The organism is Bradyrhizobium sp. SZCCHNS1050 (genome assembly GCF_032484785.1).
Taxonomy (GTDB): Bacteria; Pseudomonadota; Alphaproteobacteria; order Rhizobiales; family Xanthobacteraceae; genus Bradyrhizobium.
The window spans coordinates 281,059-306,074 of sequence record NZ_JAUETR010000001.1; the positions used below are offsets into that span (position 1 = coordinate 281,059).

Annotated in this window: 22 protein-coding genes; 5 read left to right on the forward strand and 17 right to left on the reverse strand. The window is 65.2% G+C overall.

The genetic code is table 11. The features are described from left to right. Positions 1 to 6 precede the first annotated feature (6 nt). The 3 genes from flaF to QX094_RS01305 all read right to left on the reverse strand — a co-directional run bounded on the left by flaF (position 7) and on the right by QX094_RS01305 (position 4,094). Entirely contained in the window at positions 7 to 372 is a 366-nt protein-coding gene (flaF, locus tag QX094_RS01295) for a flagellar biosynthesis regulator FlaF (RefSeq protein WP_315715999.1), read from the reverse strand. Between the two features lie 371 nt (positions 373 to 743). Further along, the gene (locus QX094_RS01300) at positions 744 to 2,315 is read right to left on the reverse strand and encodes a flagellin (RefSeq protein ID WP_316187526.1); all 1,572 of its coding nucleotides are present in this window, start codon (positions 2,313 to 2,315) and stop codon (positions 744 to 746) included. 228 nt (positions 2,316 to 2,543) lie between these two features. After that, the gene (locus QX094_RS01305) at positions 2,544 to 4,094 is read right to left on the reverse strand and encodes a flagellin (RefSeq protein WP_316187527.1); all 1,551 of its coding nucleotides are present in this window, start codon (positions 4,092 to 4,094) and stop codon (positions 2,544 to 2,546) included. A gap of 388 nt (positions 4,095 to 4,482) precedes the next feature. Here QX094_RS01305 and flbT point away from each other — a divergent pair, with 388 nt between their 5' ends. Further along, positions 4,483 to 4,908, forward strand: coding sequence for a flagellar biosynthesis repressor FlbT (gene flbT / locus QX094_RS01310; protein ID WP_315715996.1), 426 nt, complete (start codon positions 4,483 to 4,485; stop codon positions 4,906 to 4,908). Positions 4,909 to 5,082: 174 nt separating this feature from the next. On the opposite strand, the gene QX094_RS01315 is transcribed toward flbT, so the two are convergent. From QX094_RS01315 to QX094_RS01360, 10 genes are all read right to left on the reverse strand, one after another. Beyond that, complete coding sequence (locus tag QX094_RS01315) at positions 5,083 to 6,633, reverse strand: flagellin (protein WP_315715995.1); 1,551 nt, start codon at positions 6,631 to 6,633, stop codon at positions 5,083 to 5,085. A 345-nt stretch (positions 6,634 to 6,978) separates the two neighbouring features. After that, positions 6,979 to 8,415, reverse strand: a complete 1,437-nt coding sequence (locus QX094_RS01320; protein ID WP_316188188.1) for an aspartate aminotransferase family protein — start codon at positions 8,413 to 8,415, stop codon at positions 6,979 to 6,981. Between the two features lie 68 nt (positions 8,416 to 8,483). After that, positions 8,484 to 9,674 carry a hypothetical protein gene (locus tag QX094_RS01325; RefSeq protein WP_315713621.1) on the reverse strand — a complete coding sequence of 397 codons (1,191 nt, stop codon included), beginning with the start codon at positions 9,672 to 9,674 and terminating at the stop codon, positions 8,484 to 8,486. 52 nt (positions 9,675 to 9,726) lie between these two features. Beyond that, positions 9,727 to 11,355, reverse strand: coding sequence for a hypothetical protein (locus tag QX094_RS01330; protein ID WP_316187528.1), 1,629 nt, complete (start codon positions 11,353 to 11,355; stop codon positions 9,727 to 9,729). 11 nt (positions 11,356 to 11,366) lie between these two features. Beyond that, positions 11,367 to 12,173, reverse strand: coding sequence for a hypothetical protein (locus QX094_RS01335; RefSeq protein WP_316187529.1), 807 nt, complete (start codon positions 12,171 to 12,173; stop codon positions 11,367 to 11,369). 92 nt (positions 12,174 to 12,265) lie between these two features. Beyond that, the gene (locus QX094_RS01340) at positions 12,266 to 14,137 is read right to left on the reverse strand and encodes a flagellar protein (protein WP_316187530.1); all 1,872 of its coding nucleotides are present in this window, start codon (positions 14,135 to 14,137) and stop codon (positions 12,266 to 12,268) included. 15 nt (positions 14,138 to 14,152) lie between these two features. Then, a complete protein-coding gene (flgK, locus tag QX094_RS01345; RefSeq protein ID WP_315753154.1) occupies positions 14,153 to 16,015 on the reverse strand; it encodes a flagellar hook-associated protein FlgK in 1,863 nt (620 codons plus the stop codon). Positions 16,016 to 16,059: 44 nt separating this feature from the next. Beyond that, entirely contained in the window at positions 16,060 to 17,862 is a 1,803-nt protein-coding gene (locus QX094_RS01350) for a flagellar hook-basal body complex protein (RefSeq protein ID WP_315712671.1), read from the reverse strand. A gap of 295 nt (positions 17,863 to 18,157) precedes the next feature. Beyond that, entirely contained in the window at positions 18,158 to 18,661 is a 504-nt protein-coding gene (gene msrB, locus QX094_RS01355) for a peptide-methionine (R)-S-oxide reductase MsrB (RefSeq protein ID WP_316175782.1), read from the reverse strand. Between the two features lie 97 nt (positions 18,662 to 18,758). Then, a complete protein-coding gene (locus QX094_RS01360) occupies positions 18,759 to 20,186 on the reverse strand; it encodes an FAD-binding oxidoreductase (protein ID WP_316175783.1) in 1,428 nt (475 codons plus the stop codon). A 105-nt stretch (positions 20,187 to 20,291) separates the two neighbouring features. On the opposite strand from QX094_RS01360, the gene QX094_RS01365 reads away from it, so the two are divergent. Both QX094_RS01365 and QX094_RS01370 read left to right on the forward strand, forming a co-directional pair. Continuing rightward, positions 20,292 to 20,834 (forward strand): histidine phosphatase family protein, encoded by a 543-nt coding sequence (locus tag QX094_RS01365; protein WP_315768218.1) that lies wholly within the window; start codon positions 20,292 to 20,294, stop codon positions 20,832 to 20,834. A gap of 53 nt (positions 20,835 to 20,887) precedes the next feature. Continuing rightward, the gene (locus tag QX094_RS01370) at positions 20,888 to 21,313 is read left to right on the forward strand and encodes a universal stress protein (protein WP_315712676.1); all 426 of its coding nucleotides are present in this window, start codon (positions 20,888 to 20,890) and stop codon (positions 21,311 to 21,313) included. A 493-nt stretch (positions 21,314 to 21,806) separates the two neighbouring features. Here the strand turns inward: QX094_RS01370 and QX094_RS01375 are convergent, their stop codons facing one another. Next, positions 21,807 to 22,052: a hypothetical protein gene (locus tag QX094_RS01375; protein WP_316169651.1), complete on the reverse strand. Its 246-nt coding sequence runs from the start codon at positions 22,050 to 22,052 to the stop codon at positions 21,807 to 21,809. A 184-nt stretch (positions 22,053 to 22,236) separates the two neighbouring features. Between QX094_RS01375 and QX094_RS01380 the strand changes: the two genes are divergently transcribed. Continuing rightward, positions 22,237 to 22,572: a hypothetical protein gene (locus tag QX094_RS01380; RefSeq protein ID WP_315828157.1), complete on the forward strand. Its 336-nt coding sequence runs from the start codon at positions 22,237 to 22,239 to the stop codon at positions 22,570 to 22,572. Positions 22,573 to 22,624: 52 nt separating this feature from the next. Here the strand turns inward: QX094_RS01380 and QX094_RS01385 are convergent, their stop codons facing one another. Next, positions 22,625 to 23,212, reverse strand: coding sequence for a YdcF family protein (locus tag QX094_RS01385; RefSeq protein WP_316175785.1), 588 nt, complete (start codon positions 23,210 to 23,212; stop codon positions 22,625 to 22,627). 89 nt (positions 23,213 to 23,301) lie between these two features. Next, complete coding sequence (locus QX094_RS01390; RefSeq protein WP_316187531.1) at positions 23,302 to 23,832, reverse strand: hypothetical protein; 531 nt, start codon at positions 23,830 to 23,832, stop codon at positions 23,302 to 23,304. Between the two features lie 108 nt (positions 23,833 to 23,940). Between QX094_RS01390 and QX094_RS01395 the strand changes: the two genes are divergently transcribed. Beyond that, positions 23,941 to 24,375: a hypothetical protein gene (locus QX094_RS01395; RefSeq protein WP_315738812.1), complete on the forward strand. Its 435-nt coding sequence runs from the start codon at positions 23,941 to 23,943 to the stop codon at positions 24,373 to 24,375. A gap of 74 nt (positions 24,376 to 24,449) precedes the next feature. Here QX094_RS01395 and QX094_RS01400 read toward each other — a convergent pair whose 3' ends face one another. Further along, a complete protein-coding gene (locus QX094_RS01400; RefSeq protein WP_316187532.1) occupies positions 24,450 to 24,956 on the reverse strand; it encodes a ferritin-like domain-containing protein in 507 nt (168 codons plus the stop codon). Positions 24,957 to 25,016: the final 60 nt, after the last annotated feature.

A 25,016-nucleotide genomic window follows, 5' to 3' on the forward strand; every position in this document is an offset into this window, starting at 1 on the left:
CGACGGTCAGCTCCGCCCGGACAACCCCGCGGCGATGTGGCAGTTGATGTCGATCAGCGACTTGAGCTTCGCCGGATCCGGGTCCATCTGCATCTCGATCGTCTGCTTCATCACGAACACGCCGATATTTGCTATGTTCTGGCGGATGTCGAGCGGATTCGGATTGTCGTCCGCCTCCATCGCGCTCATGAAGATCGTCCACAAGCGACGATTGAAGAGAAGAGCCTTGTACATGTTGCGATCAGGGCCGTTCCAATTGGCCTGGACTTCCTGCAGCTGCCGTGCCGCTTTCAACAGAGCCTGAGCTTCGATCTCCCGTGGTGATGCCGTCGTCTGCGACGTGCGGGCATAGGCTTGAGCGGCATATGACATCAACTACTCCGGACTGACGCAGGGACACGACCAAACTGCTCAGGTTTTGTACTTTGTGTGCCTTTAAAATATGGTTAGCGGCCGTTAGCGGAATTTGTTTCGTAGCGTCACGGAGCACCACAAATCGCTTTGTTTGGTGCACCTCTTAATTTCTTGCGAACGCGGTGATTCAAAATGTCCGGACGAAGCTCGTACGTTGTTCATCCCGCCCGGGCGGCGCGAACTACACGAACAACGGCGTTCTCACAGAGCTGACTCACTGCCCCGACATCGAACGAAGACCAGTGCCGGCACGCTCGGCATAGCCTAACGCAGAAGCGGCGGGCATGGCCCGCCGCTTCGATGAGATGTTATTCCGGTACGTTCGCGCGTCAGCGCAGGAGCTGCAGCACGCTCGCCTGCGACTGATTGGCCAGCGCGAGCGCGGAGACCGCGATCGACTGACGGGTCGACAGCGCCTGGCTGTTGGCAGCCTCTTCGTTGGTGTCGGCCAAGGTCAAGTTCGACGAGCCGGTCTGCAGCACGTTGATCAGGTTCTTGTTGAAGTCCTGACGGATCTGCACGATCGAGAGGTTCGAACCGAGCGACGACGCTTCAGAGCGGATCGCGGTCGATGCACTGTTCAAGGTCGTGAGCACCTTGTTGGCCGAGTTGCTGTCGAGGAAGTCGCTTCCGACCACCAGCGCCGACAGGCCGAGACCGGTGCTGTTGAAGGTCACGCCGGTGATGTTCAGCGTGGACCGTCCGGTCTCGTTGAACACCAACTTGAGCGTGTCGCCGTTGAGCAGGTTGATGCCGTTGAACGAGGCGTCTTGCGCCGTGGTGTTGATCTGCGCCAGGACGTTGTTGTACTGCGCGATCAGGCCGGCACGCGTCGTCTGAGAGTTGGTGTCGGCCACCGGGGTCGAGGCCGTCACGCCGTTGAAGGCCATGCTGGCCGCGGTCGAAGAGCCGGCGACCGCGCCGATCGTCGACGATGCCGCTTCGTTGGTGGTGAGGATCGTAAGCTGGCCCGTCGTGCTCAGGCTGGCCTGCAGGTTGTTGGCCGCGAGCGCCGTATTGAGCTGTGCCAGCGTCGAGATCTGCGAAGCACCTGTGCCGAACGTTATGTTCGTTGCGATGCCGCCCCCTGTCGAGGCAATTGTCAGCGTCTGTCCTGTCAAGGCTGGCGGATTTCGTGTGGTCGTGCCGGCGGTCAATCCGAGCTTGGCCAGGGCCGTGCCCGATACTGTCAGATCCTGCGCCGTGCCTGTCGCCAGCTGGATCTTGCCCGCTGCCACCGTGGACGGCGTTGCGGTGGCTCCGGTCACCGAATCGATGGCAGCCAGGAGGTTGCTGACGGTGTCGCCGACGCCGATATTGGTACCGGCCGAGACCGAGCCGGCCACGAAGGTGAACACGACACCGTTGACCACGAGCGTATCGCCGGTGGTGACGCTGCTCGCCAGGTCGTTCGAGGTCGAGCTCGCCGTACCCGACAGCCTGGTGGATCCGGTGATCGCAACGGCCGAGCTGAGGTTGTCGTTGTTGACCGTGCTGCCGGTCACGAAATTGTTTGAGGAGCTGCCGAGCAGGTTGTTCGCCGTCGCCCCTGAGATGACCGCGGAGGTCACGCTCGACTTGGTGGTGTATCCCGTCGGCGCCTGAAGCACCTGGCTTGCGATCGATTTGGCGCTGTCGACAAGCTTCTGAAGTGAGGTGAGACCGGTATTCGCAGCCTGGAGAACCTGGACACCGTTGCCGATGCTGTCGAGCAGATTCGCAATGTCGCTCGCGCGGTTGTTGAGCGATTGCGAGGTGAAGAATTCGGTGGGGTTATCGAGCGCCGTGTTGACCTTGTTGCCGGTGGCCAGGTTGTTTTGAGTCGTGGCCAGCAGCGATGCGGTGTTTTGCAGCGCCAGCAGGTTTTGGCGAACCGAAGCCGAGAGAACGATACCGGACATGTGTGTGAAACCTTCCTAGTTATTCACCAGGGGGTTCTAGTCCACCCACTTTTAAAACATGGTTAATGGCACTTTAAATTTCTTGCTTAACGACTGGTTGCGATCCTTGGCTCCACTCGCGTCCGGTTCCAGACCAGTATTGATACGGGCCGGACGGCCAAACCAGGCGAAAAAAAAGCGGCGGGGTTTCCCCCGCCGCCTTGGTCGTCGAGATGCGATGCTTGTGGATCAGCGCAGCAGCTGCAGCACGCTCGCCTGCGACTGGTTGGCGAGCGACAGCGCGGACACCGCGATCGACTGACGGGTCGACAGCGCCTGGCTGTTGGCCGCTTCCTCGTTGGTGTCGGCCAGCGTCAGGTTCGACGAGCCGGTCTGCAGCACGTTGATCAGGTTCTTGTTGAAGTCCTGACGGATCTGCACCACCGACAGGTTCGAACCCAGCGTGGAGGCTTCCGACCGCAGCGTCGAGCTCGCCGAGTTCAACAGGGTGATCACCTTGTTCGCCGAGTTGTTGTCGAGGAAGTCGGTGCCCGAGGTGAGGTTCGACAGGCCAAGACCGCCAGTGTTGAAGGTCACACCGGTGATCGAGAGCGTCGACTTGCCGTTCTCGTTGAAGGTCAGCTTCAGCGTATCGCCGTTCAGCAGGTTGACACCGTTGAACGAGGCGTCGGCCGCGGTCGTGTTGATCTGCGCCAGCACGTTGTTGTACTGCGAGACCAGGCTCGCGCGCTGCGTCTGCGCGGTCGCATCCGCCACCGGCGCCGCCGCCGTCAGACCGTTGAAGGCCTGGCTGGATGCAGCCGACGTACCGCCGATCGCACCGATCGTGGCCGAAGCCGCGTCGTTGGTCGTGGTGATCGAGATCTTGCCGGTGGACGAGTCGACCGTGGCCTGCAGGTTGTTGGCTGCGAGCTTCGCGTTGAGATCGTTCAGCGACTTGACCTGTCCTGTCCCTAGACCGAACGTGATGCTTGTCGCCGTGCCACCTCCTGTGGCGCCGACCGTCAAGGTCTGACCTGACAAGCCGTCGCCGACAGCAGTCAGCCCGAGCTTGCCCAAGGTGCCGGTGCTGCCCGAGAGCGTCAATCCCGCCGCCGGCGGCGTCAGGGTGATCGCACCCGCGGTGATCGACGCGGTCACGCCGGTCTGGGTCTGGATCGCCGACAGCAGGTTGCTGACGCTGTCGCCGATGCCGATGTTGGTGCCCGTCGAGGACGTGCCGGTGATGAAGGTGAAGGTGGTGCCGTTGACGACCAGCGTCTCACCGGAGGTGATGCCGGAGGCGAGGTTGTTCGACGCGGTGCCCGCCGTGCCCGACAGCTTGGTCGAGCCGGTGATCGCCACCGCGCTCGAGGTATTGTCGTTGTTCACGACCGAGCCGGTCACAGCTGTCGAGCTGGAGCCGAGCAGGTCGGTGGCGGTCGCCCCGGTCAGAGCCGCCGAGGTCACGCTGGACTTGGTCGAGTAGCCCACGGAGCTCTGCAGCACCTGGTTGGCGATCGACTTGGCGCTGTCGACGAGCTTCTGCAACGAGGTGATGCCGGTGTTGGCGGCCTGCAGCACCTGCACGCCGTTGCCGATACCGTCGAGCAGATTGGAGATGTCGGAAGCGCGGTTGTCGAGACCCTGGGCGGTGAAGAAGTTGGTCGGATTGTCGAGCGCCGAGTTGACCTTCTTGCCCGTGGAGAGATTGTTCTGGGTGGTGGCGAGGAGCTGAGCCGTCGACTGAAGCGAGAGCAGATTCTGACGCACCGACGCCGAGAGAACAATACCTGACATTTTCATACCCTTCTGGTGTGAAACAAACGGCCCGATCCATTCAGGATCAAGGCGAAGCCCGTCGGTGACTGCACCACCGGGCGACGGGCGTTAAGGTAAATGCGAGCGGCTAACAAACAGTGAAGTCACGACCGCTCGCGGTCCCCGATGCGTGGCATCGGCACGGCCGCGCATCGGCGATTCGCCGCGGATCACCTTGAAAACACCGTATATTCGCCAGGCGGGCGCGGCCGTTTACCGTCCGTTAACCATGATCGGAAAGGATTGCTGCGCACCGACCGATCGAGCGCGCAGACTCCCCGCGCGATCTAGACTGGCAGCTGGACCCGTCATCGGCCTCGACGCAGCAGGTTCGGCGCCACGCCGATTGCGGCAACGGAGAATGAGAATGGCCCTGAAAGTCGAACTGAAGCCGCATGAGCGCATCATCATCGGCTCCTGCGTGATCACCAACACCGATCAGCGCGCGCGCCTCCTGATCGACGGCGAGAACATTCCGATCCTGCGCGAGAAGGACATCCTGACGCCGGAGACGGCCGACACGCCGGCCAAGCTCGTCTATCTTGCGGTCCAGCTGATGTACATCTCGCCGGGGGCAGACGCGGATCACGGCACCTATTTCAACCTGCTGCGCGACATCATCACCACGGTGCCGAGCGCCTGGCCGATTATCGAGGCGATCAACGGTCATATCCTCAACGGCGATCTCTACCAGGCGCTGAAGGAAGCCAAGAAGCTCGTCGCCTACGAGAAGAAGCTGATCGAGCAGGCTGAAGCCGAACAGCAGGACAAGCCGGTGAGCTCGGCGGCCTGAGCTTTCGTCTCCTCACCCGACATCGAAAGGCCCGGCTCGCCAGTCGCGAGACCGGGCTTTCCGATTTTTGCGCGCTCGCCAAGCTACGCCGCAGCAATGTCGGACCTTTCCTCCGATAAAAAGGCGGCGGGGTTTCCCCCGCCGCCCTGGTCGTCGAGATGCGATGCTTGCGGATCAGCGCAGCAGCTGCAGCACGCTCGCCTGCGACTGGTTGGCGAGCGACAGCGCGGACACCGCGATCGACTGGCGGGTCGACAGCGCCTGGCTGTTGGCCGCTTCCTCGTTGGTGTCGGCCAGCGTCAGGTTCGACGAGCCGGTCTGCAGCACGTTGATCAGGTTCTTGTTGAAGTCCTGACGAACCTGCACCACCGACAGGTTCGAACCCAGCGTCGAGGCCTCGTTGCGCAGCGTGGAGCTGGCGGTGGTGAGCACGCCGATGACCTTGTTCGCCGAGTTGTTGTCGAGGAAGTCGGTGCCCGAGGTCAGGGTCGTCAGCCCGAGCCCCGCGGAGTTGAAGGTCACGCCGGTGATCGACAGCGTCGACTTGCCGTTTTCGTTGAAGGTCAGCTTCAGCGTATCGCCGTTCAGCAGGTTGACACCGTTGAACGACGCATCGCTCGCAGTCGTATTGATCTGCGCCAGCACGTTGTTGTACTGCGAGACCAGGCTCGCGCGCTGCGTCTGCGCGGTCACATCCGCCACCGGAGCCGCCGCCGTCAGACCGTTGAAGGCCTGGCTGGATGCAGCCGACGTACCGCCGATCGCGCCGATCGTGGCCGACGCCGCGTCGTTGGTCGTGCTGAGGGTGATCTTGCCGGTCGACGAATCGATCGAGGCCTGCAGGTTGTTGGCTGCGAGCTTCGCGTTGAGATCGTTCAGCGACTTGACCTGTCCTGTCCCTAGACCGAACGTGATGCTTGTCGCCGTGCCACCTCCTGTGGCGCCGACCGTCAAGGTCTGACCTGACAAGCCGTCGCCGACAGCAGTCAGCCCGAGCTTGCCCAAGGTGCCGGTGCTGCCCGAGAGCGTCAATCCCGCCGCCGGCGGCGTCAGGGTGATCGCACCCGCGGTGATCGACGCGGTCACGCCGGTCTGGGTCTGGATCGCCGACAGCAGGTTGCTGACGCTGTCGCCGATGCCGATGTTGGTGCCCGTCGAGGACGTGCCGGTGATGAAGGTGAAGGTGGTGCCGTTGACGACCAGCGTCTCACCGGAGGTGATGCCGGAGGCGAGGTTGTTCGACGCGGTGCCCGCCGTGCCCGACAGCTTGGTCGAGCCGGTGATCGCCACCGCGCTCGAGGTATTGTCGTTGTTCACGACCGAGCCGGTCACAGCCGTCGAGCTGGAGCCGAGCAGGTCGGTGGCGGTCGCCCCGGTCAGAGCCGCCGAGGTCACGCTCGACTTGGTGGAGTAGCCCACCGCGCTCTGCAGAACCTGGTTGGCGATCGACTTGGCGCTGTCGACGAGCTTCTGCAGCGAGGTGATGCCGGTGTTGGCGGCCTGCAGCACCTGCACGCCGTTGCCGATGCCGTCGAGCAGATTGGAGATGTCGGAAGCGCGGTTGTCGAGACCCTGGGCGGTGAAGAAGTTGGTCGGATTGTCGAGCGCCGAGTTGACCTTCTTGCCCGTGGAGAGATTGTTCTGGGTGGTGGCGAGGAGCTGAGCCGTCGACTGAAGCGACAGCAAATTCTGGCGCACCGACGCCGAGAGGACGATACCTGACATTTTCATACCCTTCTGGTGTGAAATAAACCCCGATCCCTTCGAGATCGGGGTGCAGCCCAGGTCGATTTGAACGACCCCGGACGACGGGCGTCACGGTGAATGGCAGTGGCTAACAAACGCTGAAGGGTTGTGGTGCGCAGCCGCCTCAATCAGCGGAACAGGCGCATCGGCGCGGCTCATTGCCGCGTCATCGCGCAAGAACGCCCTTTGAAAAGGCTCGTTGATTCAACAAACGCGCCCGTCGTTCACAACGCGTCAACCACCTTTGGAAAGGTTTCGACGCGCGGCGACATTCTGCCGGCGGTCGTCATCAACCAGCGGACGACGCCGAGATACGGTTTGCGCTCAGAGCGCCAGCGGCGGCGCATCGACCTCGATCAACGGCGTGAGACCGGCCGCGCGCTGGCGGCCGAACATGAGGACCGCCGCAATCAGCCGGTCGATGTCGCTCGTCCCGGTGCGATGATTGACGATCGCGGCACGGATCGCCAGCCGTCCGTCGAGCATCGTGGTCGACGGCGCGGCGAGGCCGGATTCGTGGATGTCGGCGACGATCTCGCCGTTGAGTGCATCGGCATCGTCGGCACGATAGCGGAAGCAGACGATGTTGAGATTGACCGGCGCCAGCAGCTCGAGCTCGGGCTCGGCGCGCACCCGCGCCTCCAGATGGCGCGCGAGCTCGCAGCTTCGCGCGATCACGGCGCCGAGCGCATCCGTGCCGAACGTCCTCAGCGTGAACCATGTCTTCAACGCCCGGAAGCCGCGCGACAGATCAGGACCGAGATCGCAGGGCCACTCGGCGCCCGCCGCGAGACCACGGGTTTCCCGGCGCAGATAGGCGGCCGGCGAGGCGAAGGCGTCGCGATGCTTGGTGCCATCGCGCACCAGCAGGAAGCCCGCATCGTAGGGCACCTGCCCCCATTTGTGAAAATCCAGCGCAATCGAATCCGCCTGTTCGATGCCGGCGAGCTTCGGTGCGAGCTCCGCTGACAGCATCGCAAGCGCACCGAAGGCGCCGTCGACGTGAAACCAGAGCCCCTCGGCACGGCAGAGCTCGGAAATATCAGCGAGGTCGTCGATGGCGCCGATATCGACGGTGCCCGCCGAGGCGACGACGAGAAACGGATGCAGTCCCGCGGCGCGATCGCGCGCGATCGCGGTCCGCAGCTCGCCGACGTCGATGCGATGTGCGGCATCCACCGCGATGCAGCCGAGCGCGTCGCTGCCCAGTCCGCAGATGTCCATCGCCTTGGCGATGCAGCCATGCGCCGCCTTCGACGTGTAGGCGCGCAAGCGCCGCCCCTCCTCACCGAGACCCGCCGAGCGAACCGCCGCGCCGAGCGCGTTGCGGCGAGCGACCAGCACCGCCATCAGATTGGCCATCGAGGTGCCGGTGACGAAGATGCCGCTGGCGCTTGCCGGAAAGCCGAACAACTGACGCGTCCAGTCGACGACCTGCCGCTCGACCTCGATCGGCGCGTGGTCGCGGCCGCCGAGATTGGCGTTCAATCCGGCAGCCAGCATCTCGGCGAGCATGCCGACCACGGTGCCGCCGCCATGCACCCAGCCCATGAATCCAGGATGCACGTTGCCGGTCGCGTAGGGAACGACGAGCTCGCTGAAATCGCGATAGACCTCGGCGAGATCGGTCGGCGCATGCGGCAGCGCGCTGCGGAAGCTCTGCCGTGTCGCCGGCGACATCGGCTGCCACACCGGCCGGTCGCGGATATCGGCGACATAGTCGATCATGTCATCGAGCATGCGATGACCGAGCGCGCGCATCTCGTCCCAATGTTGCGGATCGAGCGTCTCCGCCGTCCGCGACGCAGGATCGATGCGCAGCCCGACGGTCACGCCGCCTGCTCCGCCCGCGACGTGGCGCGCTTCTCGATCATGGCCGCGAAGGCCGCGAAGATCTTCTGCATCTGCGGCGGCTTGTAGGGGAAGACCTCCGGCGAATCCATGTTGTGGACGACGGCCGTATTGTCGGCCTCGAACACCAGCAGCGTGCCGTCCCTGGTCTCGGCGCAGTCGATGATGAAATAGTCGAGACCGACGCGCGCGGCGATCGCATCGAGCACGCTGCGATGACGGCGGCCGAAGCCGATGTCGAAGGTCTGCATGAAGGTCGCCTCTTCGAGGCGCTTGCTCTCGCTGCCGGCCATGTTGGCGTTGAGGTACCAGATGTCCCAGCGTCGCGCGATCGCCATGTGGCAGGCGTAGGCCGTGCCGTCGACGAACACGATGCGGTACTTGCGGAACTGACCGTCCTCGCTGGCATAGTCGACGAAGCGCGAGACGAAGAACTCCTGCTCGCTGCGCTCGTCGAGATAGAGCGACAGCTCGAGCGGCTCGTCGACCTTCTCCAGGCCGACGCCGGCATGCGAACCGCGCGGCCGCACGATGACCGGGAAGACGAGCGAGTGGTCGACGTCCGTGATCCATTCGCGCTCGTCGGCGATCCCGATCAGGCGCTCGCGGTCGACGGGAATGGTCGCCGGAATGGTGAGCCCGTCGATGCCGGCGAGCCGCGCATGCAGCTTGTCGCGATCGAGATGCCAGATCCGCTCCGGCGGATTCAGCAGCGGACGCGGCCAGCGCGCCGCGACGGCATCGATCTCGCGCAGCGCGTGCTGACAATCCTCGGAATCGGACGCGATGACGATGGCGACGTCATGAGCGGGCAAAGGCGCCAGCAGGTCCGCGCCCGGAACGACATAGAGCAGCAGCAGCTCGAAGTCGGTGTCCTCGAGCAGGAATTCGATCGGCGTGTTGCTGCCCATGTCGGTGGCCGCCGCGAGCGCGAGCACGCGCAGCCGCGGCGTCGCGCTGTTGCAGGCAACGCGGTAGAGCTGCTGCGACTGCAGAACGTCGTGCTGGATCGCGAGCCCGGACGATTTCTCGCCGATGAGCTGCGCGATCAGCGCGAGATCGAGCCCCTCGCCCGGCTCCGCGCGGCCGTCGAGCAGCTTGGCGAGCAAGGCGGCCCACATCGGTTTCAGGTCCTGGCCGTCGAAGGCGGCCTTGGCGAGCTTGGCCATGCCGATCCGGTCGGCACATCCTGCGTCGGTGGCGTCGGCCAGCGCGAGCAAATCAGTCGGCATTGCAGATGTCCCTGAGATCCTGGCTGCTCAGATCCGATACGAGCAGCTCTGTTTTGGCAACGATGTCGGCGACGCGGTCGATGTCGGATTCGAGATTGACCCGGGCCGCGGTGACGTCGTCGCACCATGCGTCCGTCACCTGGCGCGCGCCGATGCACAGCCGCAGCGCGGCCGACTGCGCCTCGCCCGCGCGTTCGATCCGCACCGGCTGGCCGATCAGGCACTGGCGCGCGGCAATCTCGGCTGCGCGTCCAGTGAAGCGGCTGCCGAGATCGCGCTGCAGCGCGCGATACACCGCCTGCGTCTCACCGAGGCCGAGCGGGCCGCCGTCACGCTGGAGCGCGAACGGGAAGATGGTGGGAAAGCCGAACTCGCCATCGCTCCCATCCGGCGCAGGCGCGCGGGCGGCGATCGGACGCAGCACCGGCGACAGCATCAGCAGGCTTTCGATGGACTCGCCGAGCTGCCGGATCGCCATCCGGCGGAACGTCTCGGGCACGGCGTGATACGCGGCGATCTCCTCCAGCGCGGCCTCCCAGCGCAGCCACTGGCCGATATTGGCGCGCGGCGCCGTGCGCGCGCGCAGATCCGTCCAGGCGAGCGGCCAATCGCTGCGATTGACATAGTCGAACAGGCCGGGCGCGATCGGATGTCCGCGGCGCAGCGCAGCCGATGCGGCCGCGGGCACCAGCAGCGCGCCGCTGAAGGCGGGGCCGCCGAAGAACTTCGAGCCCGTGACGAGCACCAGATGGCCGCGTTCGAGATGATCGCGCAGCCGCGCCGCGCCGAGCCGCATCTGGCAGGCATCGACGACAACCTGCACGCGCCCCGGCCAGCGCCGCGCCACCTCGCCCAGGCAGGCCATGTCCGGCGCGCGCCAGCCGAGCTTGGAGGAATCCATGACCTGCAGCAGGACGCCACGGCCCCTTCGCACCAGCGCCTCGACGCTGTCGAGCATCTCGGCATCGATAGCAACGCGCGGCTGCATCGATGCGCCGTCGAGCAGCGGCAGCGACACGGCGTCGCCCGAGAGCCCCTCGATCGGCGTGTTCGTCCGCACCGCCAGACCGTTCGCCGTCCGCGTGCTGAAATGGTGTCCCCGGGCGCTCGCGGCGGTGCCGCTTCCGGTCTGGTCGCTGCCGACGACGATGCTCGTGACGGCCTCGCCCAGCACCGCCCGCACCAGCGCCAGCGCATGCAGTTGCGAGTCGGTGCCGGACGGCGAGAACACGATGTCGATCTCGTCGGCAAGGCCGAGATATCCGCGCAATTCGCAGCGCATCTCCTCGGTGCGCCGGTCGAGCGCGGCGTCGAGGCCGAGCGAGATCGCCGCATGCATCAGCTGCTCGCGCGCCAGCTCGACGCGCGCATAGGCGCGTTCTGAAATCGGCGAAGCCGTGCTCGATGCGAAGCACAGCACATCGGGTTCGGGCGACGGCCCGCAGCCATAGACGTTGCGGCCCCAGGGGCGATCGAGCGCCAGGCGGGTATCGCCGCCATCGATCAGGAGATCGCCGAGCAAGGCAAAGAGATCGCGCAGTCCGGTCGCGGCGCCCTGCTCGCGCCGGTCGATCCGGGATGATTGGGATATCTGCGACCGGGTTACCGCCGGGGTCATCGCGCGGATCGTCAGGCTGCGTCGGCCGCGGCGGCGGTGGGAACCGCCACCGCCGACGCGAATTGCGAGGCGACATTGCCGTGAAACACGGACGGACCGACGTGATCGAGCCGGCTGTCGAGATCGGCCCAGATCTCGCCGCCGAGATCGGTCCATCGCCTGCAGAACGCGAAATCCTCGCTGAGATAGGTCCCGGTCGCCGGGTCGATCATGCATTCGAACAGCGCGAAGCGGTTCGGACTGCCGGCCAGCGCATCCTGCGAATGCTCGCGGAAGAACTGCAGCGGGGCGTAGGCCGGATGCGCGATCATCGTCTCGATGACGCGGCGGCGGACCATCAGGAAGCCGGCGCCGGCATAGCGCACGCGGGTGAAGCCGTTGACCACCGCAACGTGGTCCGGATTGTCGATCTCCAGCACGTAGTCGAGCGATGCCGCCGGCACGTCCATGCGGTTGGAATTGATGGCGCGGCGCGCCTTGTTCCAGTTGACCTTCTTGACCGGATAGACGCCGGCGACCATGTCGCCGCCGGACGCGATCAGCCGGAACACCTGCTTCGGCGTGAAGCCGATGTCGGCATCGACGAAGAGCAGATGCGTGGCCGAGGGATCGTTGAGGAACAGGGTAACGAGATTGGCCCTGGCACGGGTGATCAGCGCATCGCCGTCGCGCATGTGGACGGTGAGGTCGACGTTGGACGCGGCGCGCAACTCGCGCTGCAGGGCGAAGATCGAGCTCGCATAGATGCTCGACACCTGGCCGCCGAAGCATGGTGTCGCGACCACCAGATGAATGCGCTCGTCGGTTCCGTCACTCACGTCCGCCTCCAGACAAAGAGGCTCTCGCCCCAGATCTGAACAAAAGCTAAAGAGACGTGGTTAACGAAAACCTAACCGCCGCCCCCGGGGCGCTACAGATATTTCACCAGCGTCAACTGGGCCAGCATCGCCGTCGTCTGGTAGGACGCCTGGAGGTTGGTCTGCAGCTGCAGGATCTGGCTCGCCACCTCCTGCTGCGAGATGCCCTCGGTCTGGTCGACCATGGCCTGCATCGCCGCCTTGGCCTGGGTCTGGCGCGCCGTGGCGTCCTTCATCGTGGTCTGGGCGTTGGCGAACTCGGTCTGGATATCCGAGATCGCCTGCTGGCCGAGCTGCGGCGTCAGGTTGGCGGCGATGCGCTGGCTGAGCGCACCGATCTGCTGCGGAGCATTTGCTCCCGCTGGCGGCGTGTTGACGGCGGCATAGACCGCGGTCTGCTGCACGAGGTTGCGGATCGCGAACTCGTTGCCCTGGGCGCCGAACTGAATGCTCTGCGCCGTGTCGATCCGGATGCTCGCGCTCGACCGCGCCGAGCCGGGACCGCTGTTGCCGGTGTACCAGGCGACGGTGTTGGCCGAACCGTTGACGAGGCTGGTCGCCGACCCCAGCGGCGAGCCGGAGACGCGCAACGGCGGCGTCGGCGCCGTCACGGTGCCGGAGAAGCCGAGCGCCCCGAACGCACCCGCGTTCGAGCTCGACACCGAGAAGCCGGCGGCGTCGTTGGTGCGCAAGGTGATCACGCCGCCGCTGACCGTCGACGGCGTCGACGTGCCGCTGAGCGTATCGATCTTCGACAGCAGCGTCTGCACGCTGTCGCCGACATTGATCTGGTTGTTGCCGTTGGCGCCGGAGGCGACGAAGGTCAGCGTCTGCCCATTGACCGTGATGGTGTCGCCGGTCGCAAAGCTGGTCGCGATCGAGTCGGAGCCCGCCCCGCCCGACAGCAGCGTCGCTCCCGTGATCGGCGCCGGCGTTGCGAGCTTGTTGTTGACCACCGTTCCCGACACGGCGCTCGCCGTGTTGAAGAAGTTGTCACCGGCGACGACCGCCGAGGCGGCGGTCAGCGAGGTGTTGGCCAGCGTCGACAGCGCCGTGTTGAGCGCCGCATTGAGATTGGCGGAGGTGGCCGCCGGCGTGGCGCCGATGGCGAACGTATTGGTCGGCGCCGGCGTCGTGGTGGACGCCGTCAGCTTGATCGATTCCGAGGTGCCGTCGGGCAGCTTGAAGGTGAAGCTGATCTGGTCGCCCGCATTCGGATTGCCGGCGGTGAGATCGACCGAGATGCCCGGGGGCGAGCCGGACGGTCCGGTCACCGTGGCATTGGTCAGCGACGAGGTGACGCCGCTCAGCTTGAAGCCGAACGGCGAGCCGGCGACGTCCTCCGCCAGCGTGATCGGCATCGTGGCCGACGCCGACAGGTTCAGACGCCCGAGACCGTTGAGCCCGAGATCGGCCTGCTGCCGCTCGGCGATGACCTGCTTCAGGCCGGCCTGCGTCGTGGTGCCGTTCAGGATGTCGTCGGCCGATGCGATCGCCGGCCGGTCGGTGGCGCTGCCGGAGAAGATGTAGCGATCGCCGACCTGGGTGTTGAGGATGCCGGTGATGGCCGACAGGTTGGACAGCGCCGTCAATTGTCCCGTGGTCTGGCCGGTGCTGGTCAGGTTCTGCGGCGTCGCCGAGGCGCCACTCTGGACCTGGTCATGAATCTTGGACAGCGACTGCAGCGAGGTATTGACCGCGCCGATCACGGTATTGACGTGGGTCATCGTCAGCGTGAAGGCCGAGATGTTCGAGAGCTGCGCCCGCGCCGCGATCGCGAAGCCTTCGTCGGGGCCCATGCCGGCGTAGTTGTTCGCCTTGACGCCGCTCGAGAGCTGCGTGGAAAGGTCCGCGAGCTGGTTCGAGATGTTCCGCACGGACAGGCCGAGCAGAGAATTTCCGTAGTTGACACTGCTGATCGACATCTTACACGCGCCTCACTAAAATGCCTGGAGCAGGCTCTGCATCATGCTTTGCACGACCGACATGATATGGGCGTTGGCCGCATAGGTGTTCTGGACCTGGATCAGGTTGGACATCTCGCTGTCCATGTTGACCCCCGCCGTGCCCTGGAACTTCTCCTTCAGCGTGCTGACCACGACGGCCTGGCCCTGGCTGAGCTGGGTCGCCAGCGTCGAGGCACTGCCCTGCTGGCTGACGAACTGCTGCAGATAGCCGGACACCGTGCCCTGGAATGGCTGCGCCGCCGAGCCGAGGCCGGTGGTTGGCGAGTAGCTGAAGGTCGCCGAGGTGAGCTGCGCGAACAGGAAGTCCGGTCGCGTCGCGTCGCCGGCCGCGGTCTGCGGCGAGGTCGAATAGGTCGACAGCTTGGTCGGATCGTTCAGCAATGCCGGGTTGACGTTGAGCCGCCCCGCGAGCCCCGTCATCTGCGAGCCGGTCGAGGTGATCGCACCGGTGTAGAGCGCACCGCCGTCAGTGAAAACCGGCAGTTGCGCGTTGCCGCTGGCGAGCGTCTGCACGGTGGTGGTGGCCGAGGCCGCCTTGACCGCCGCCTGGCTGGTGCCGTCATCGGTGATCCGCAGCGTGGTGCCGGAGGGATTGGAAAACTGCAGATGCGCGCCACCGAGCGCGCTGTTGAGCTGCGACACCACCGAGGCCATGCCGAGCGAGAAGTCGACGCCGACATAGGACGGGTTGGCGCCGGAGGCGTTCTTCAGCGGCAGCGCCGCGGGATCGTTGACGTTGACGATCTTGACCTGGCGCTGGACGTTGCTCGAATCCGTGTAGGTCAGGTTGATGGTGTTGCCCGCCAGCAGCCCGCTGGTCGAGACGTCGAAGCCGGCCGGAGGTCCCGCCACCGCGGTACCCGCCGTGGTCTTGTCGGACAGCGCCGAGGCCATCGTCGCCGCGAGCTGGTCGACCTGGGTCTGCGCCTGCACCAGGGTCTGGTCGCGCAGCTTGAGGTCGGCCGCGATCTGACCCGAGTTCAGGAGATTGTTCGACACGACGTCGAGCGACACGCCGTTCGACAGCTTGATGTTGAGCTGCCCGACGCCGGTCTTGGTCGGATCGCTGTTGTAGAGCGAGGTGGCGTCGAGCGTCCCCGGCGACGAGAAGGTGAACTCGGAGCTGAGGCCTGCGCCGACCAGCTGGATGCCCGAATTGGTGAACACGCTCGTGCCGTTGGTCGGATCCGACACGACGCGGATGTCGACATATTTGGCAAGCGTGTTGATCGCGTTGTCGCGCTGGTCCTGCAGGGTCGCCGCCAGCGGGTCGGAGCTGTCGAGGCCCTGCAGCTGCGTGTTGAGCGTCGCGATCTGCTTGATCGCCGCGTTGGCCTGCGTGACCGAATTGCCGATGTCCTGCTCGACATTGGTGCGCAGGGTCTGGATGCCCTTGGTGGTCGCGTTGAGCTGCAGCGCCACGCCCTGCGCCGCCGACAGCGCCACCGACTGCGCCGACTGGTTGCTCGGATTGTTCGACAGCGACTGCAGCGCCGTGGTGAAATTGTTCAGCGCCGTCTCGAGCGTGCCGCTGCCGCCGGGCGTACCGTACACGGTCTGCAGCTGGCTCAGGATGTTGGCCATCTGATTGGCATAGGTCCCACCCGAGGTCTCGGTGCGGAGCTGGTTCTGGACGAACAAGTCGAGCTGACGGTTGACGCCCGTCGTCGTCACCGTCGAGCCGAAGCCGCCGCTGGCGACCTCGATCTGGTTCGGGTTCTGCGCGACGTAGCCGGGCGTGTTCGCGTTGGCGACGTTCGATGAGATGATCGAGAGCGCGGCCTGCGTCGAGCGCAGGCCGGACATCGCGGTGGCGAGGGCAGAACTCAAACCCATGTTCGGTAGCCTTATGTCAATTCAACTGCCACGTCTCAGCGCGATCAGCGCAGCACGTTCAGAAGATCCTGCACCATCGAATTGGCCGTCGTGATCACCTTGGTGTTGGCCGAATAGGCCTGCTGGGTCACGATCAGCTTGGTGAACTCGTCGGCGATGTCGGTGTTGGAGCCTTCCAGCGAGCCGCCCGAGATCTTGCCGGTCGCGCCGATGATGGCCTGGCCGGACTGGTCGGTCGCCTCGTAGGCGCCGCCGTCGAGCGCCTTCAGGTAGTTGGTGCCGTTGAAGTGCGACAGCGTGACCTGCGCCAGGTTGATGGTCTGGCCGTTGGAGAAGGTGCCGGTGACGACGCCGCTGTTGTTGACGGCGACCGACTGCAGCTGGCCGGCGGCGAAGCCGTTCTGATTGATCTGGTTGATCGTCGCCGAGCCGATCGTGCTCGCATATTGCGTCAGCGCGCCCGAGGAGATGTTGAGGCTGACGGTGCCGAGCGTGGTGCCGTCGACCACGACGTTGGGAATGGAGATGTTGGAGGTCGTCGGCGACACGAGCGAGCCGTCGGAGGCGAACGTGAAATTGGTGCCGACGTTCTGCCAGGCCACGGTCGAGCCAGTGGCGCTGGAGTTGGTCTGGTAGAACAGGTTCCAGGTGTCCTTGTGGCCCGTGCCGAGCGTCGAGCTGTCGACCTTGCCCCAGCGCAGCTGCACGTTCACCGGCGTGCCCGACGAATTGTAGGCCGTGACCGCGCCGCCCGAGATCGTCTCGTTGTTGAAGTTGGTGAGATCGTTGCCGATCACGATGCCGGTGCCGGGACTCGCCGTGCGCGTCAGTGCCACGGGTGACGTGAGGCCGAGCGCGGTGAAACCCGGCGAGGCACTGCTCAAGTTCCAGTCCTCGCCGCTGCCGGAATGCAGCGTGATCTTGCCGGCGGTGATGGTCGGCTGCACGCCGGTGACGGCCGCGATCTTCGCCAGCAGCGTGCCGACGGAGTCGCCGACATTGATCTGGGTACCCGAGGCGCCGGAGGCGACGAAGGTGAAGGTGACGACGTCGCCGGCGCTGCCGGTCATGGTGATGGTGTCGCCGGTGGTGAAATTGCTCGAGATCGAGTCGCCGCTGGCGCCGCTCAACAATGTCGAGGTCGTGATCTGCGCCGGCACCTTGTTCACGGCGGTGGCGCCGGTGACGGTGGAGTCGGCGTAGAAATTGGTGCCGACCGGCAGCGGCACGTTGGAGAGGTCGGCCGAGTTGAGGCCGCCGGCCGCGACCAGCGTGCCGGTCGCAGCGTTGCCGCTGGCGGCGGTCTTCGGCTGCGTCGGCAGGTTGGCGGCGTACTGGATTGCGGTGGTCGCCTGCGCCGGCACGAAATTGTTGGCGAATTGCAGCACGGTCGGCACGTTGCCGGTGGCGTTGCCGGTCTTCGGATCGACCGCGACACCCATCAGGTAATAGCCGGCGCCATTGATCAGGTTGCCGTTGGCGTTGAGCTGGAAGTCGCCGCGGCGGGTGTAGTTGGTGACGCCGGTGAAGACCGGCACGTTATCGACGACCGAGGAGGCCTTCTGCACGTTGAAGAAGCCGTCGCCGTTGATCGCCATGTTGGTGGCGACCGAGGACGTCGAGACGGTGCCCTGGGTGGTGATGGTGGCCTTGGCGAAGGCCGTGACGCCGCCGGCATTCTGGCGCGTCGGGTTGGTCGCGTTGGGAATGAGGTCTTCGAAGCTGGTGCCGATTCCCTTGTAGCCGACGGTCGACGCGTTCGCGATGTTACCGGAAATATTCTGCAGCGCGAATGATTGAGCGGACAGACCGCTCACCGAAGTGTTCATCGCGTCGAAGATACCCATACCAATCTCTCCACTGTGATGCCGGTGGCGGGTCGGCCCGCACCGCGTTTCGTGGAGAGCTGTCGCAATCGCTGTGCCAGATGCGAAAATGCTGTGAAATCAGCGTGTTGGAAAACAACAACGTAAAAAAAGCGGCGTCAAAACTGGTGAACAATTGCCGAGCCGGCAGTTCTTGCCGGGCCGGACGCGCCAAATCGCGCTCCGGCACGGCCGCTCGTCACGGCTGCCGGCGCGTCCTGAAGACCCCCATCGAGCCTTGAACGGACGAGCCGGAATATCCTGGCGCAAATTCCTGTCAGGTCGACGACGGATTTGCCGGGTGGAACGTGAGCGAGAGCCCGTCCATGCAGTAGCGCAGGCCGGTCGGCTTGGGGCCGTCGTCGAACACATGGCCGAGATGGCCGCCGCAGCGGCGGCAATGCACCTCGGTGCGGACCATGCCGTAGGTCTTGTCCTGGCGGGTCGCCACGGCATTGTCGAGCGGCTTGAAGAAGCTCGGCCAGCCGGTGCCGCTGTCGAACTTGGTGTCGGAGGAGAACAGCGGCAGGTCGCAGCCGGCGCAGGCGAAGGTGCCCTTGCGATGCTCCTTCAGCAGCGGGCTGGTCCAGGGCCGCTCGGTGCCCTCCTCGCGCAGGATCTCGTATTGCTGCGGCGTCAATTGCGCGCGCCACTCGGCCTCGGTCTTCTCGATCTCGAACTTCTCGGCGGCGCGGGCCGGCGCGGAACCGCCGAGCCAGCGCAGGGCGGAGAAGCCGAACAGTCCGGCGGCGGTGGTGAACATCATGCGGCGGTCGATCATGGACGTCTCCGTGCGGTGATGGGTTACCGGATCTACGGACGGGATCCCGCGAAGTTACGTCGGGCGCGGGCGCGACGGCTCACTTTCTTGCGAGGTGTCAGCCCTCCCCGGCGTCGGGACGGTGGTTCAGATCGGACGGCTGCGGCCGCAGCGGCAGCCGCGAGCCGGGCCGCTCGGCCGCCCGGCGCCGCGCTTCGGCCGCCCTGATCTCGCGCACACGCTCCTGCGCGCGGACGCGCTCGCGGTGCCGCGCCAGCGTCCCGGCCGCGGCGGCGCGGCCCCGGATCCACAGATTGACGACATGGCCGGCGACCCGGCCGCTGACGCCGCCGGCCCAGACCAATTCGAACGGCGAGAACAGCTTCCAGCGGTCGTCGCCGGCGAGGATCGCCTGCGCGATCAACTGCCCGGCCATCGCCGAGGTGTTGAGCCCCTGCCGGCCGAAGCCGCTCGCAACCCACAGGCCTTTGCGGAGCTGGCCGATCTGCGGCATGCCGTGCACGGTCTGGCCGGTGACGCCGCCGAAGGTCTCGGCGATCTCGACGCGGCCGAGTTGCGGGAACACCGTGCGGATCCGGCGCTGCAGCGCCGCGGCAAATCCGCTGGGCCGGGCGTCCCAGGTCGTCTCCGGGCTCGCCCACATCAGCCGGTCGCCGTCGACGACGCGGAAATGATCGATGCCGTCGGTGTCGCTGACCGAGCCCCGGAAGGCGATCGCATCAGCCAGCCGCTCGCCGAGCGGCGCGGTGACGCCGCCATAGCGCCACACCGGCAACAGCGTATCGGATAGCTTCTGCAGCGGCGCGCCGAGATGGATGTTGCCGGCCAGCACGATGTGCGAGGCGCGCATCCGCGCCGACGGCGTCACGATGCGCTTGCGCACGCCCGACGCGTCGATGCTGACCACCGGCGTGTCCTCGAAGATCCTTGCCCCGGCCCGGTGCGCGAGCCGCGCCAGCGCGTGAACGTACCTGCGGCCGTCGAGTTGGAACGCCTTGGGGTAATGGACGCCATGGAAGTAGCGGTCGGTCTTGAGCTCGGTCCTGACGCGCTCGACCTGCCAGCCCTCGACCTCGGTGTCGAAATCCTCGTGCAGCATCTGGAGGCGGCGGATCAAGGCGTCGCCGGCGTCGACATTCGAGACTTCGAGCGCGCCTTCGCTGAGTCCGATGCCCGGCATCGCCGCGGTGGCCTGGGCGCGGATGAACTCGGCACCGGACCAGGACAACGCCCATAGCGCCCGGGCATGCGCGAGCCCGACGCGCTCGATCAGATCCGGCAGCGGCAGGTCGAACCCGGGCATGACCGTCCCGATCATGTGACCGGATGCGTTCCATCCGACCTGGCGGCCTTCCAGCACCGCGACGCTCGCCCCCTGCCGGGCCGCGCACAACGCCACCGTCAAGCCGGCCAATCCCGCCCCGACGACGCAGACGTCGACATCGAGGTCGAAATTCAGCCTGGTGCGGCCGTGTGCACCTGCGGCATCCGCGTCATCGTTCACGCTTGTGGAAGTCTCGCTCATGGCGTTTTCTTAGCGAACCCTGCGCCGGACGTCATGACGCTTTTAATGGCGATAAAGAGACGTGGTACAGGCTGACCCAGCCTGAACGATTCGAGACGGAATTCCATGCGCCGATTGATGCTGCTGCGCCACGCCAAGACCGAGACTGACGCGCCGACCGGCCGCGACCAGGACCGCCGTCTCGACGAGCGCGGGCACCAGGATGCCGCCATGATCGGCGATTTCATCGCCAGCCACCCGCCCGCGCCGGAGCTGGTGCTGGTCTCGACCGCGGTTCGGGCGCAGCAGACCTGGGACCTCGCACTTGCGGCAATGAAGGACCGCGTCCCGGCCCCGCAGGTCGAGACCGTTCCCGAGCTCTACGGCGCCGAGCCGATGCAGATGCTGCATCACATCCGGCTCGCGGCAGCGCATGATCCGAAGCAGCTCCTGCTCGTCGGACACAATCCGGGCATGCACGAGCTGGCGCTGGCGCTGACCGGCGAGGGCGATTCCGAGGCCCGCCACGAGCTGATGCGCAACATGCCGACCGCGGGACTCGCGGTGCTCGATTTCGACACCGACGATTGGGGCGATATCAGCTTCACCCGCGGCCATCTCCTGAGGTTCGTCACGCCCAAGCTGCTCAAGCACGGCTCGGTCGATTGACAGGCAGGTCGGGTCCGGCGCGTAATGCCGGCGGACAGAGAGGAGGACCTTCGATGTTCAACTCGATTCTGGTGCCGATCGATCTGGCCGACACCGACCTCGCCAAGCCGGCCATCGCCACCGCGGCCACGCTGGCGCAGACTTGGAGCGGCACGGTGCATCTGCTCAACGTGATGCCGATGACGCCGGTGATGCTCGCCGAATACGTCCCGGCCGATTTCGATGCGCAGCAGCGCGAGACCGCCGAGGAAGCGCTGTCGATCGTGGCGCGCGAATCCGGCATCCCGGCCGAGCGCATCAGTTACACGGTACGCCAGGGCGGCATCTATCACGAGATCCTCGAGGAGGCGGCCAAGGTCAACGCCGACCTGATCGTGATGACCTCGCACCGCCCGGCGATGCGCACCTACTTCCTCGGCAGCAATGCCGGGCATGTCGTGCGCTACGCGAAGTGCTCGGTGCTGGTGGTGAGGCCGTGAGTGGCGGCCTCCTCCAACGCATACTGCGCGTAGAACAATTCCCTCTTCGCAGCTATTGCTATCGCATTGGGTGTTTCTCGATCCTATTGCCCGACCGAAATGCGGACTGAGGACACTCTCATGAGATGGCCTCTGCCTTATCCAAGGCGCGGTGACGTATTGGGTATTCTGTTCATCCTCGCTCTGCTTTGCCTTCTCGTTTCCAGCTTCTACTGGTTTCCGAATTCTAAGCCGAATACCGGATTTGGTCCGGATTGGGATTGCACTCCTGTCCCCAATGGCCAACCGATCTGCATCAAAAAATTGAGTCATTGAACTTGGTTCGCGACAAACACCACAGTGCGTAGGGTGGGCAAAGGCGCGTCCGAGACAGCCTGTTTGTCCGTGCTATCTGAACGCGCCGTGTCCACCGTCTTGCGCGAAAAGTTGCTTGGTGGGCACAACATCGCGTGGCTTGCGCCACACGACGTCTTTGCCCACCCCACGGACTCACTCAGCCGGCGGCACCGGTGACGAACCCTTCGCTCCAAGCGTCCCTATCGACTACATATTCGTCGACAACGAAACAATCGGGATAGTCGCGAAAGCCCTCGAATTGAAGCTTGCGCTTTCTTGCGGCATCCGCCTCGGCAGCGCTGCTGTAAACCCCAATGAGCTTGTTATCGGTATCGTTCTCGTCGAGAGCATCATCGCGTGGTCGGGCGGTACGCATTGATATGCCTGCTTCGTTTTTCAACATGCCTAGGCTGACGAATTACCCAACGGGTCGAAGGCACCGTCCCCAAAACGACGACTCCCGATCAAGCCCGCGAGCGGACATCCTCGTCGCCGCCCGAAGACCCCCCATAAGATTCAAACGCGACATTCGACCAGTGGCATGATACGGATGGGACGCAAATTGGTGCTATCTGGCACGAGACAAGATGCCACTAAAGCCCGCTATTATCTATGACGTTGCGGCTGATACTCCGTCCATAAAGAAGGCCATTGGCCCGAAGCTGGCCAAGCAATTCTCTGCGAACCCTCAAGTGCGCAGATATGCCGTTGTCCTGAAATTCCCTGATGGGGTCGTGACCAGCCGCGCGATTTCTCACACGCTGAGGAAAATTCCAGCTCCTCGCGGTCCAACGTTACTTGCGGGCGAAGACTTTACGGTCGAAGCGACTGCGATCGCCAAGCTGGAAGGTTGCGACATAGTTTGCGTACGCGAGTTTGGCTGGACCGATGAGGCTTATGCCTCCATCCGCGTGCGCTCCTGACACGAGAGGCTTCTGCTTCGCAATGCGCGTTAGCATTCCGCGAGTGACCCCGTCACGGCCACTCCGCGATGAAGCCCTTCGCCTTGTACGGCGCGATCTTGTCCCATTCGCTGAGCACGCGGCGGCGGAACTCCGGATGGGTGTGCCACAACTGCCGCGGTACGCCGAAGCTATCGACCGTCAGCAGCATCTTCTCGACTTCGGGCCAGTGGCGCTGCAGGGTCATCGCGTAGCGCCGAGCGGTCCAGCTGTTGCCGAGGCAGATCACGCTGCCGACATTGGCGAGGCCGAGCGCGGCGTCGATCACCGGCAGAGCGAACGCGACGTTCTCGCCGGTATTCGTGGCGTGGTGCTCTTCGAGGATGCGCTCGGCCGGAATGCCGCGCCCCACCATGGCGGCCTTGATCAGCGTACACTCCGAAAGATCAGCGCCCGGCGTGATCCCACCGCTGACGATGGCGTGGCGGAAGTAGCCTTGCTGCCACAGCTTCACCGCCGTCTCGGCACGCAGCTCCTCGTCGACGCGGGTCCCGAACACGAACAGGAGATCGGCCGGCCGCAGCGGCGTATCGGCGAAATGCCGCGCGTTGACCGCGGCGATCTCGGCGTCATCCGGTCTGCGCAGCGCGCGATCCTGCATCGGTCCTCTCCGAAGGCGACTCGCTCAGTCTGGCATGGCGCGCGAAATCTGCATGATCACATTCGGTGACCGGCGATGAGGTTGCGTGATCACGGCAGCAGCGCGGCCGGAATCTCCGTGAACGTGTAGCTGCGCGGCCTGTTGCGGGTGATGAAGCCGCCGACATACCAGGCGAACAGCGCGGCGAAGCCGATCAGGAACAACGCGCCCGACCATTCGGCGATGACGAGCGCGCGCACCAGAAGCCCGGCCATCGCCACGGCGAGCAGCGCAATCGCGGCGAGCGCCGCGCCGTAGGTGAAGCGGCCGAGGCCCGCAGTCAGCCGCGCGTTGCTGCCGCTGAAGGCGAGCCGCGCATGCAGGCCGAGGATGAAAGCACCATAGGCCTCGCTCTGCGGCGCCATCAGGGCCGCCGTCTGCCACGAGACGGAGATGATGCTGAGGCGGCGGCCATCGCGATGGGTGATGTCGGCCCGAAAACGCCTCGCCTGCATCGACACCGGTCGGTAGGACAGCCGGATCGCGGCGATGTCGGCGTAAGGCCACAGGCCGGTGCGGCCGGCGAACCGCCACGACAGGCCCTGCCCCGTGAGCTCGAACTGCTGCGCGGCCCCGATCAACGACGCCTTGTAGGCGTAGCGGATCGCGTCATGGCCTTCTGTGGTGATGTCCTGGGAAATGGATCGGTCCTGTTGCGTGTGGCGCGCGCCTTATCCTACAAACGGAGCATGAGCGAAACGATCTATTTTCCGCGCCACCTGATCCTGGCCGGGGCGATGGCCGCCGGCGTGCTGCTGGCGCTGGCGGTGCACATGCTCGGCGCCCGCTACGGCCTCGATCTCGGCGGCCTGTGGCAGACCGAGAGCGGCGCCTTCATGCCGGCGGGATCGGCGATCGCCTGGTGGCTGATCGCCACCGTCGGCTTCTCCTCGGGCTATTTCATCGCCAACATCATGCACAGCGCGGTATCGGGCGAGATCCCGCAGCGGATGCGCAACTTCCTGGTCGTGGTCGGCGTGCTGATGCTGGCCGGCATCGGCCAGGCGATCTCCGGCCCGAGCCCGGTGCCGTCGGCCTCGGGTGTGCTGGCCGGCCTCGCCGCGCTCTGCCTCGGCGCCCTGATGGCGTTCTGCGGCGCCAATTTCGCGTTGCGTAAGAGCTGACGCGTGGCATCCGGATGCGACGACGCCGCGCGGGATGTCCGCGCGGCGTTTTGTCTCATCGGCAGGTGACGCGATCAGCTCGCGGCGCGCAGATTGACGCTGGTCTCGGCGAGCTTGGTCAGCTTCATGTCGGTCGCCTTCTCCTCGTCGAGCGTCTTCTGCAGGACGGCGGCACAGTCGCTGCGGCCGAGTTGCTTGGCCCAGGCGATCAGGCTGCCATAGCGGGTGATCTCGTAGTGCTCGGCCGCCTGGGCGGCGTTGATCAGCGCTGCGTCCAGCACCGCCTTGTCGTCGACCTCGCCGGCGACCTCGTCGGCCTCCTCGATGATGCCGTCGATCGCCGGACAGTCGACCGCCTTGGCCGCGATGCCGTGCATCTTGAACACCTGTTCGAGACGCGTCACATGCGTCTTCGTCTCATCGAGATGGGTCAGAAAGCCCTGCTTGAGCTTCTGATCCGTCGCCTTGTCCGCCATCTTCGGCAGCGCTTTGACGAGCTGGTTCTCGGCGTAATAGATGTCCTGCAGCTGATGAACGAACAGATCGTTCATCGTCTTGATGTCCTTGGTGAACAGTCCCATTTGTTTCACGTCCTCTCGGTTCGGAACATGGCAGGTCCCTCCCCTGACCGATCGTCGCCA

What these genes read in the sequence shown, in the direction of transcription:
- flaF (WP_315715999.1), bottom strand. Translation starts at nt 372, where the DNA reads ATGTCATATGCCGCTCAAGCCTATGCCCGCACGTCGCAGACGACGGCA.
- QX094_RS01300 (WP_316187526.1), bottom strand. Translation starts at nt 2,315, where the DNA reads ATGTCCGGTATCGTTCTCTCGGCTTCGGTTCGCCAAAACCTGCTGGCG.
- QX094_RS01305 (WP_316187527.1), bottom strand. Translation starts at nt 4,094, where the DNA reads ATGTCAGGTATTGTTCTCTCGGCGTCGGTGCGTCAGAATCTGCTCTCG.
- flbT (WP_315715996.1), top strand. Translation starts at nt 4,483, where the DNA reads ATGGCCCTGAAAGTCGAACTGAAGCCGCATGAGCGCATCATCATCGGC.
- QX094_RS01315 (WP_315715995.1), bottom strand. Translation starts at nt 6,633, where the DNA reads ATGTCAGGTATCGTCCTCTCGGCGTCGGTGCGCCAGAATTTGCTGTCG.
- QX094_RS01320 (WP_316188188.1), bottom strand. Translation starts at nt 8,415, where the DNA reads ATGCGCGCGCTCGGTCATCGCATGCTCGATGACATGATCGACTATGTC.
- QX094_RS01325 (WP_315713621.1), bottom strand. Translation starts at nt 9,674, where the DNA reads ATGGCCAAGCTCGCCAAGGCCGCCTTCGACGGCCAGGACCTGAAACCG.
- QX094_RS01330 (WP_316187528.1), bottom strand. Translation starts at nt 11,355, where the DNA reads ATGACCCCGGCGGTAACCCGGTCGCAGATATCCCAATCATCCCGGATC.
- QX094_RS01340 (WP_316187530.1), bottom strand. Translation starts at nt 14,137, where the DNA reads ATGTCGATCAGCAGTGTCAACTACGGAAATTCTCTGCTCGGCCTGTCC.
- flgK (WP_315753154.1), bottom strand. Translation starts at nt 16,015, where the DNA reads ATGGGTTTGAGTTCTGCCCTCGCCACCGCGATGTCCGGCCTGCGCTCG.
- QX094_RS01350 (WP_315712671.1), bottom strand. Translation starts at nt 17,862, where the DNA reads ATGGGTATCTTCGACGCGATGAACACTTCGGTGAGCGGTCTGTCCGCT.
- msrB (WP_316175782.1), bottom strand. Translation starts at nt 18,661, where the DNA reads ATGATCGACCGCCGCATGATGTTCACCACCGCCGCCGGACTGTTCGGC.
- QX094_RS01360 (WP_316175783.1), bottom strand. Translation starts at nt 20,186, where the DNA reads ATGAGCGAGACTTCCACAAGCGTGAACGATGACGCGGATGCCGCAGGT.
- QX094_RS01365 (WP_315768218.1), top strand. Translation starts at nt 20,292, where the DNA reads ATGCGCCGATTGATGCTGCTGCGCCACGCCAAGACCGAGACTGACGCG.
- QX094_RS01370 (WP_315712676.1), top strand. Translation starts at nt 20,888, where the DNA reads ATGTTCAACTCGATTCTGGTGCCGATCGATCTGGCCGACACCGACCTC.
- QX094_RS01375 (WP_316169651.1), bottom strand. Translation starts at nt 22,052, where the DNA reads ATGTTGAAAAACGAAGCAGGCATATCAATGCGTACCGCCCGACCACGC.
- QX094_RS01380 (WP_315828157.1), top strand. Translation starts at nt 22,237, where the DNA reads ATGCCACTAAAGCCCGCTATTATCTATGACGTTGCGGCTGATACTCCG.
- QX094_RS01385 (WP_316175785.1), bottom strand. Translation starts at nt 23,212, where the DNA reads ATGCAGGATCGCGCGCTGCGCAGACCGGATGACGCCGAGATCGCCGCG.
- QX094_RS01395 (WP_315738812.1), top strand. Translation starts at nt 23,941, where the DNA reads ATGAGCGAAACGATCTATTTTCCGCGCCACCTGATCCTGGCCGGGGCG.
- QX094_RS01400 (WP_316187532.1), bottom strand. Translation starts at nt 24,956, where the DNA reads ATGGGACTGTTCACCAAGGACATCAAGACGATGAACGATCTGTTCGTT.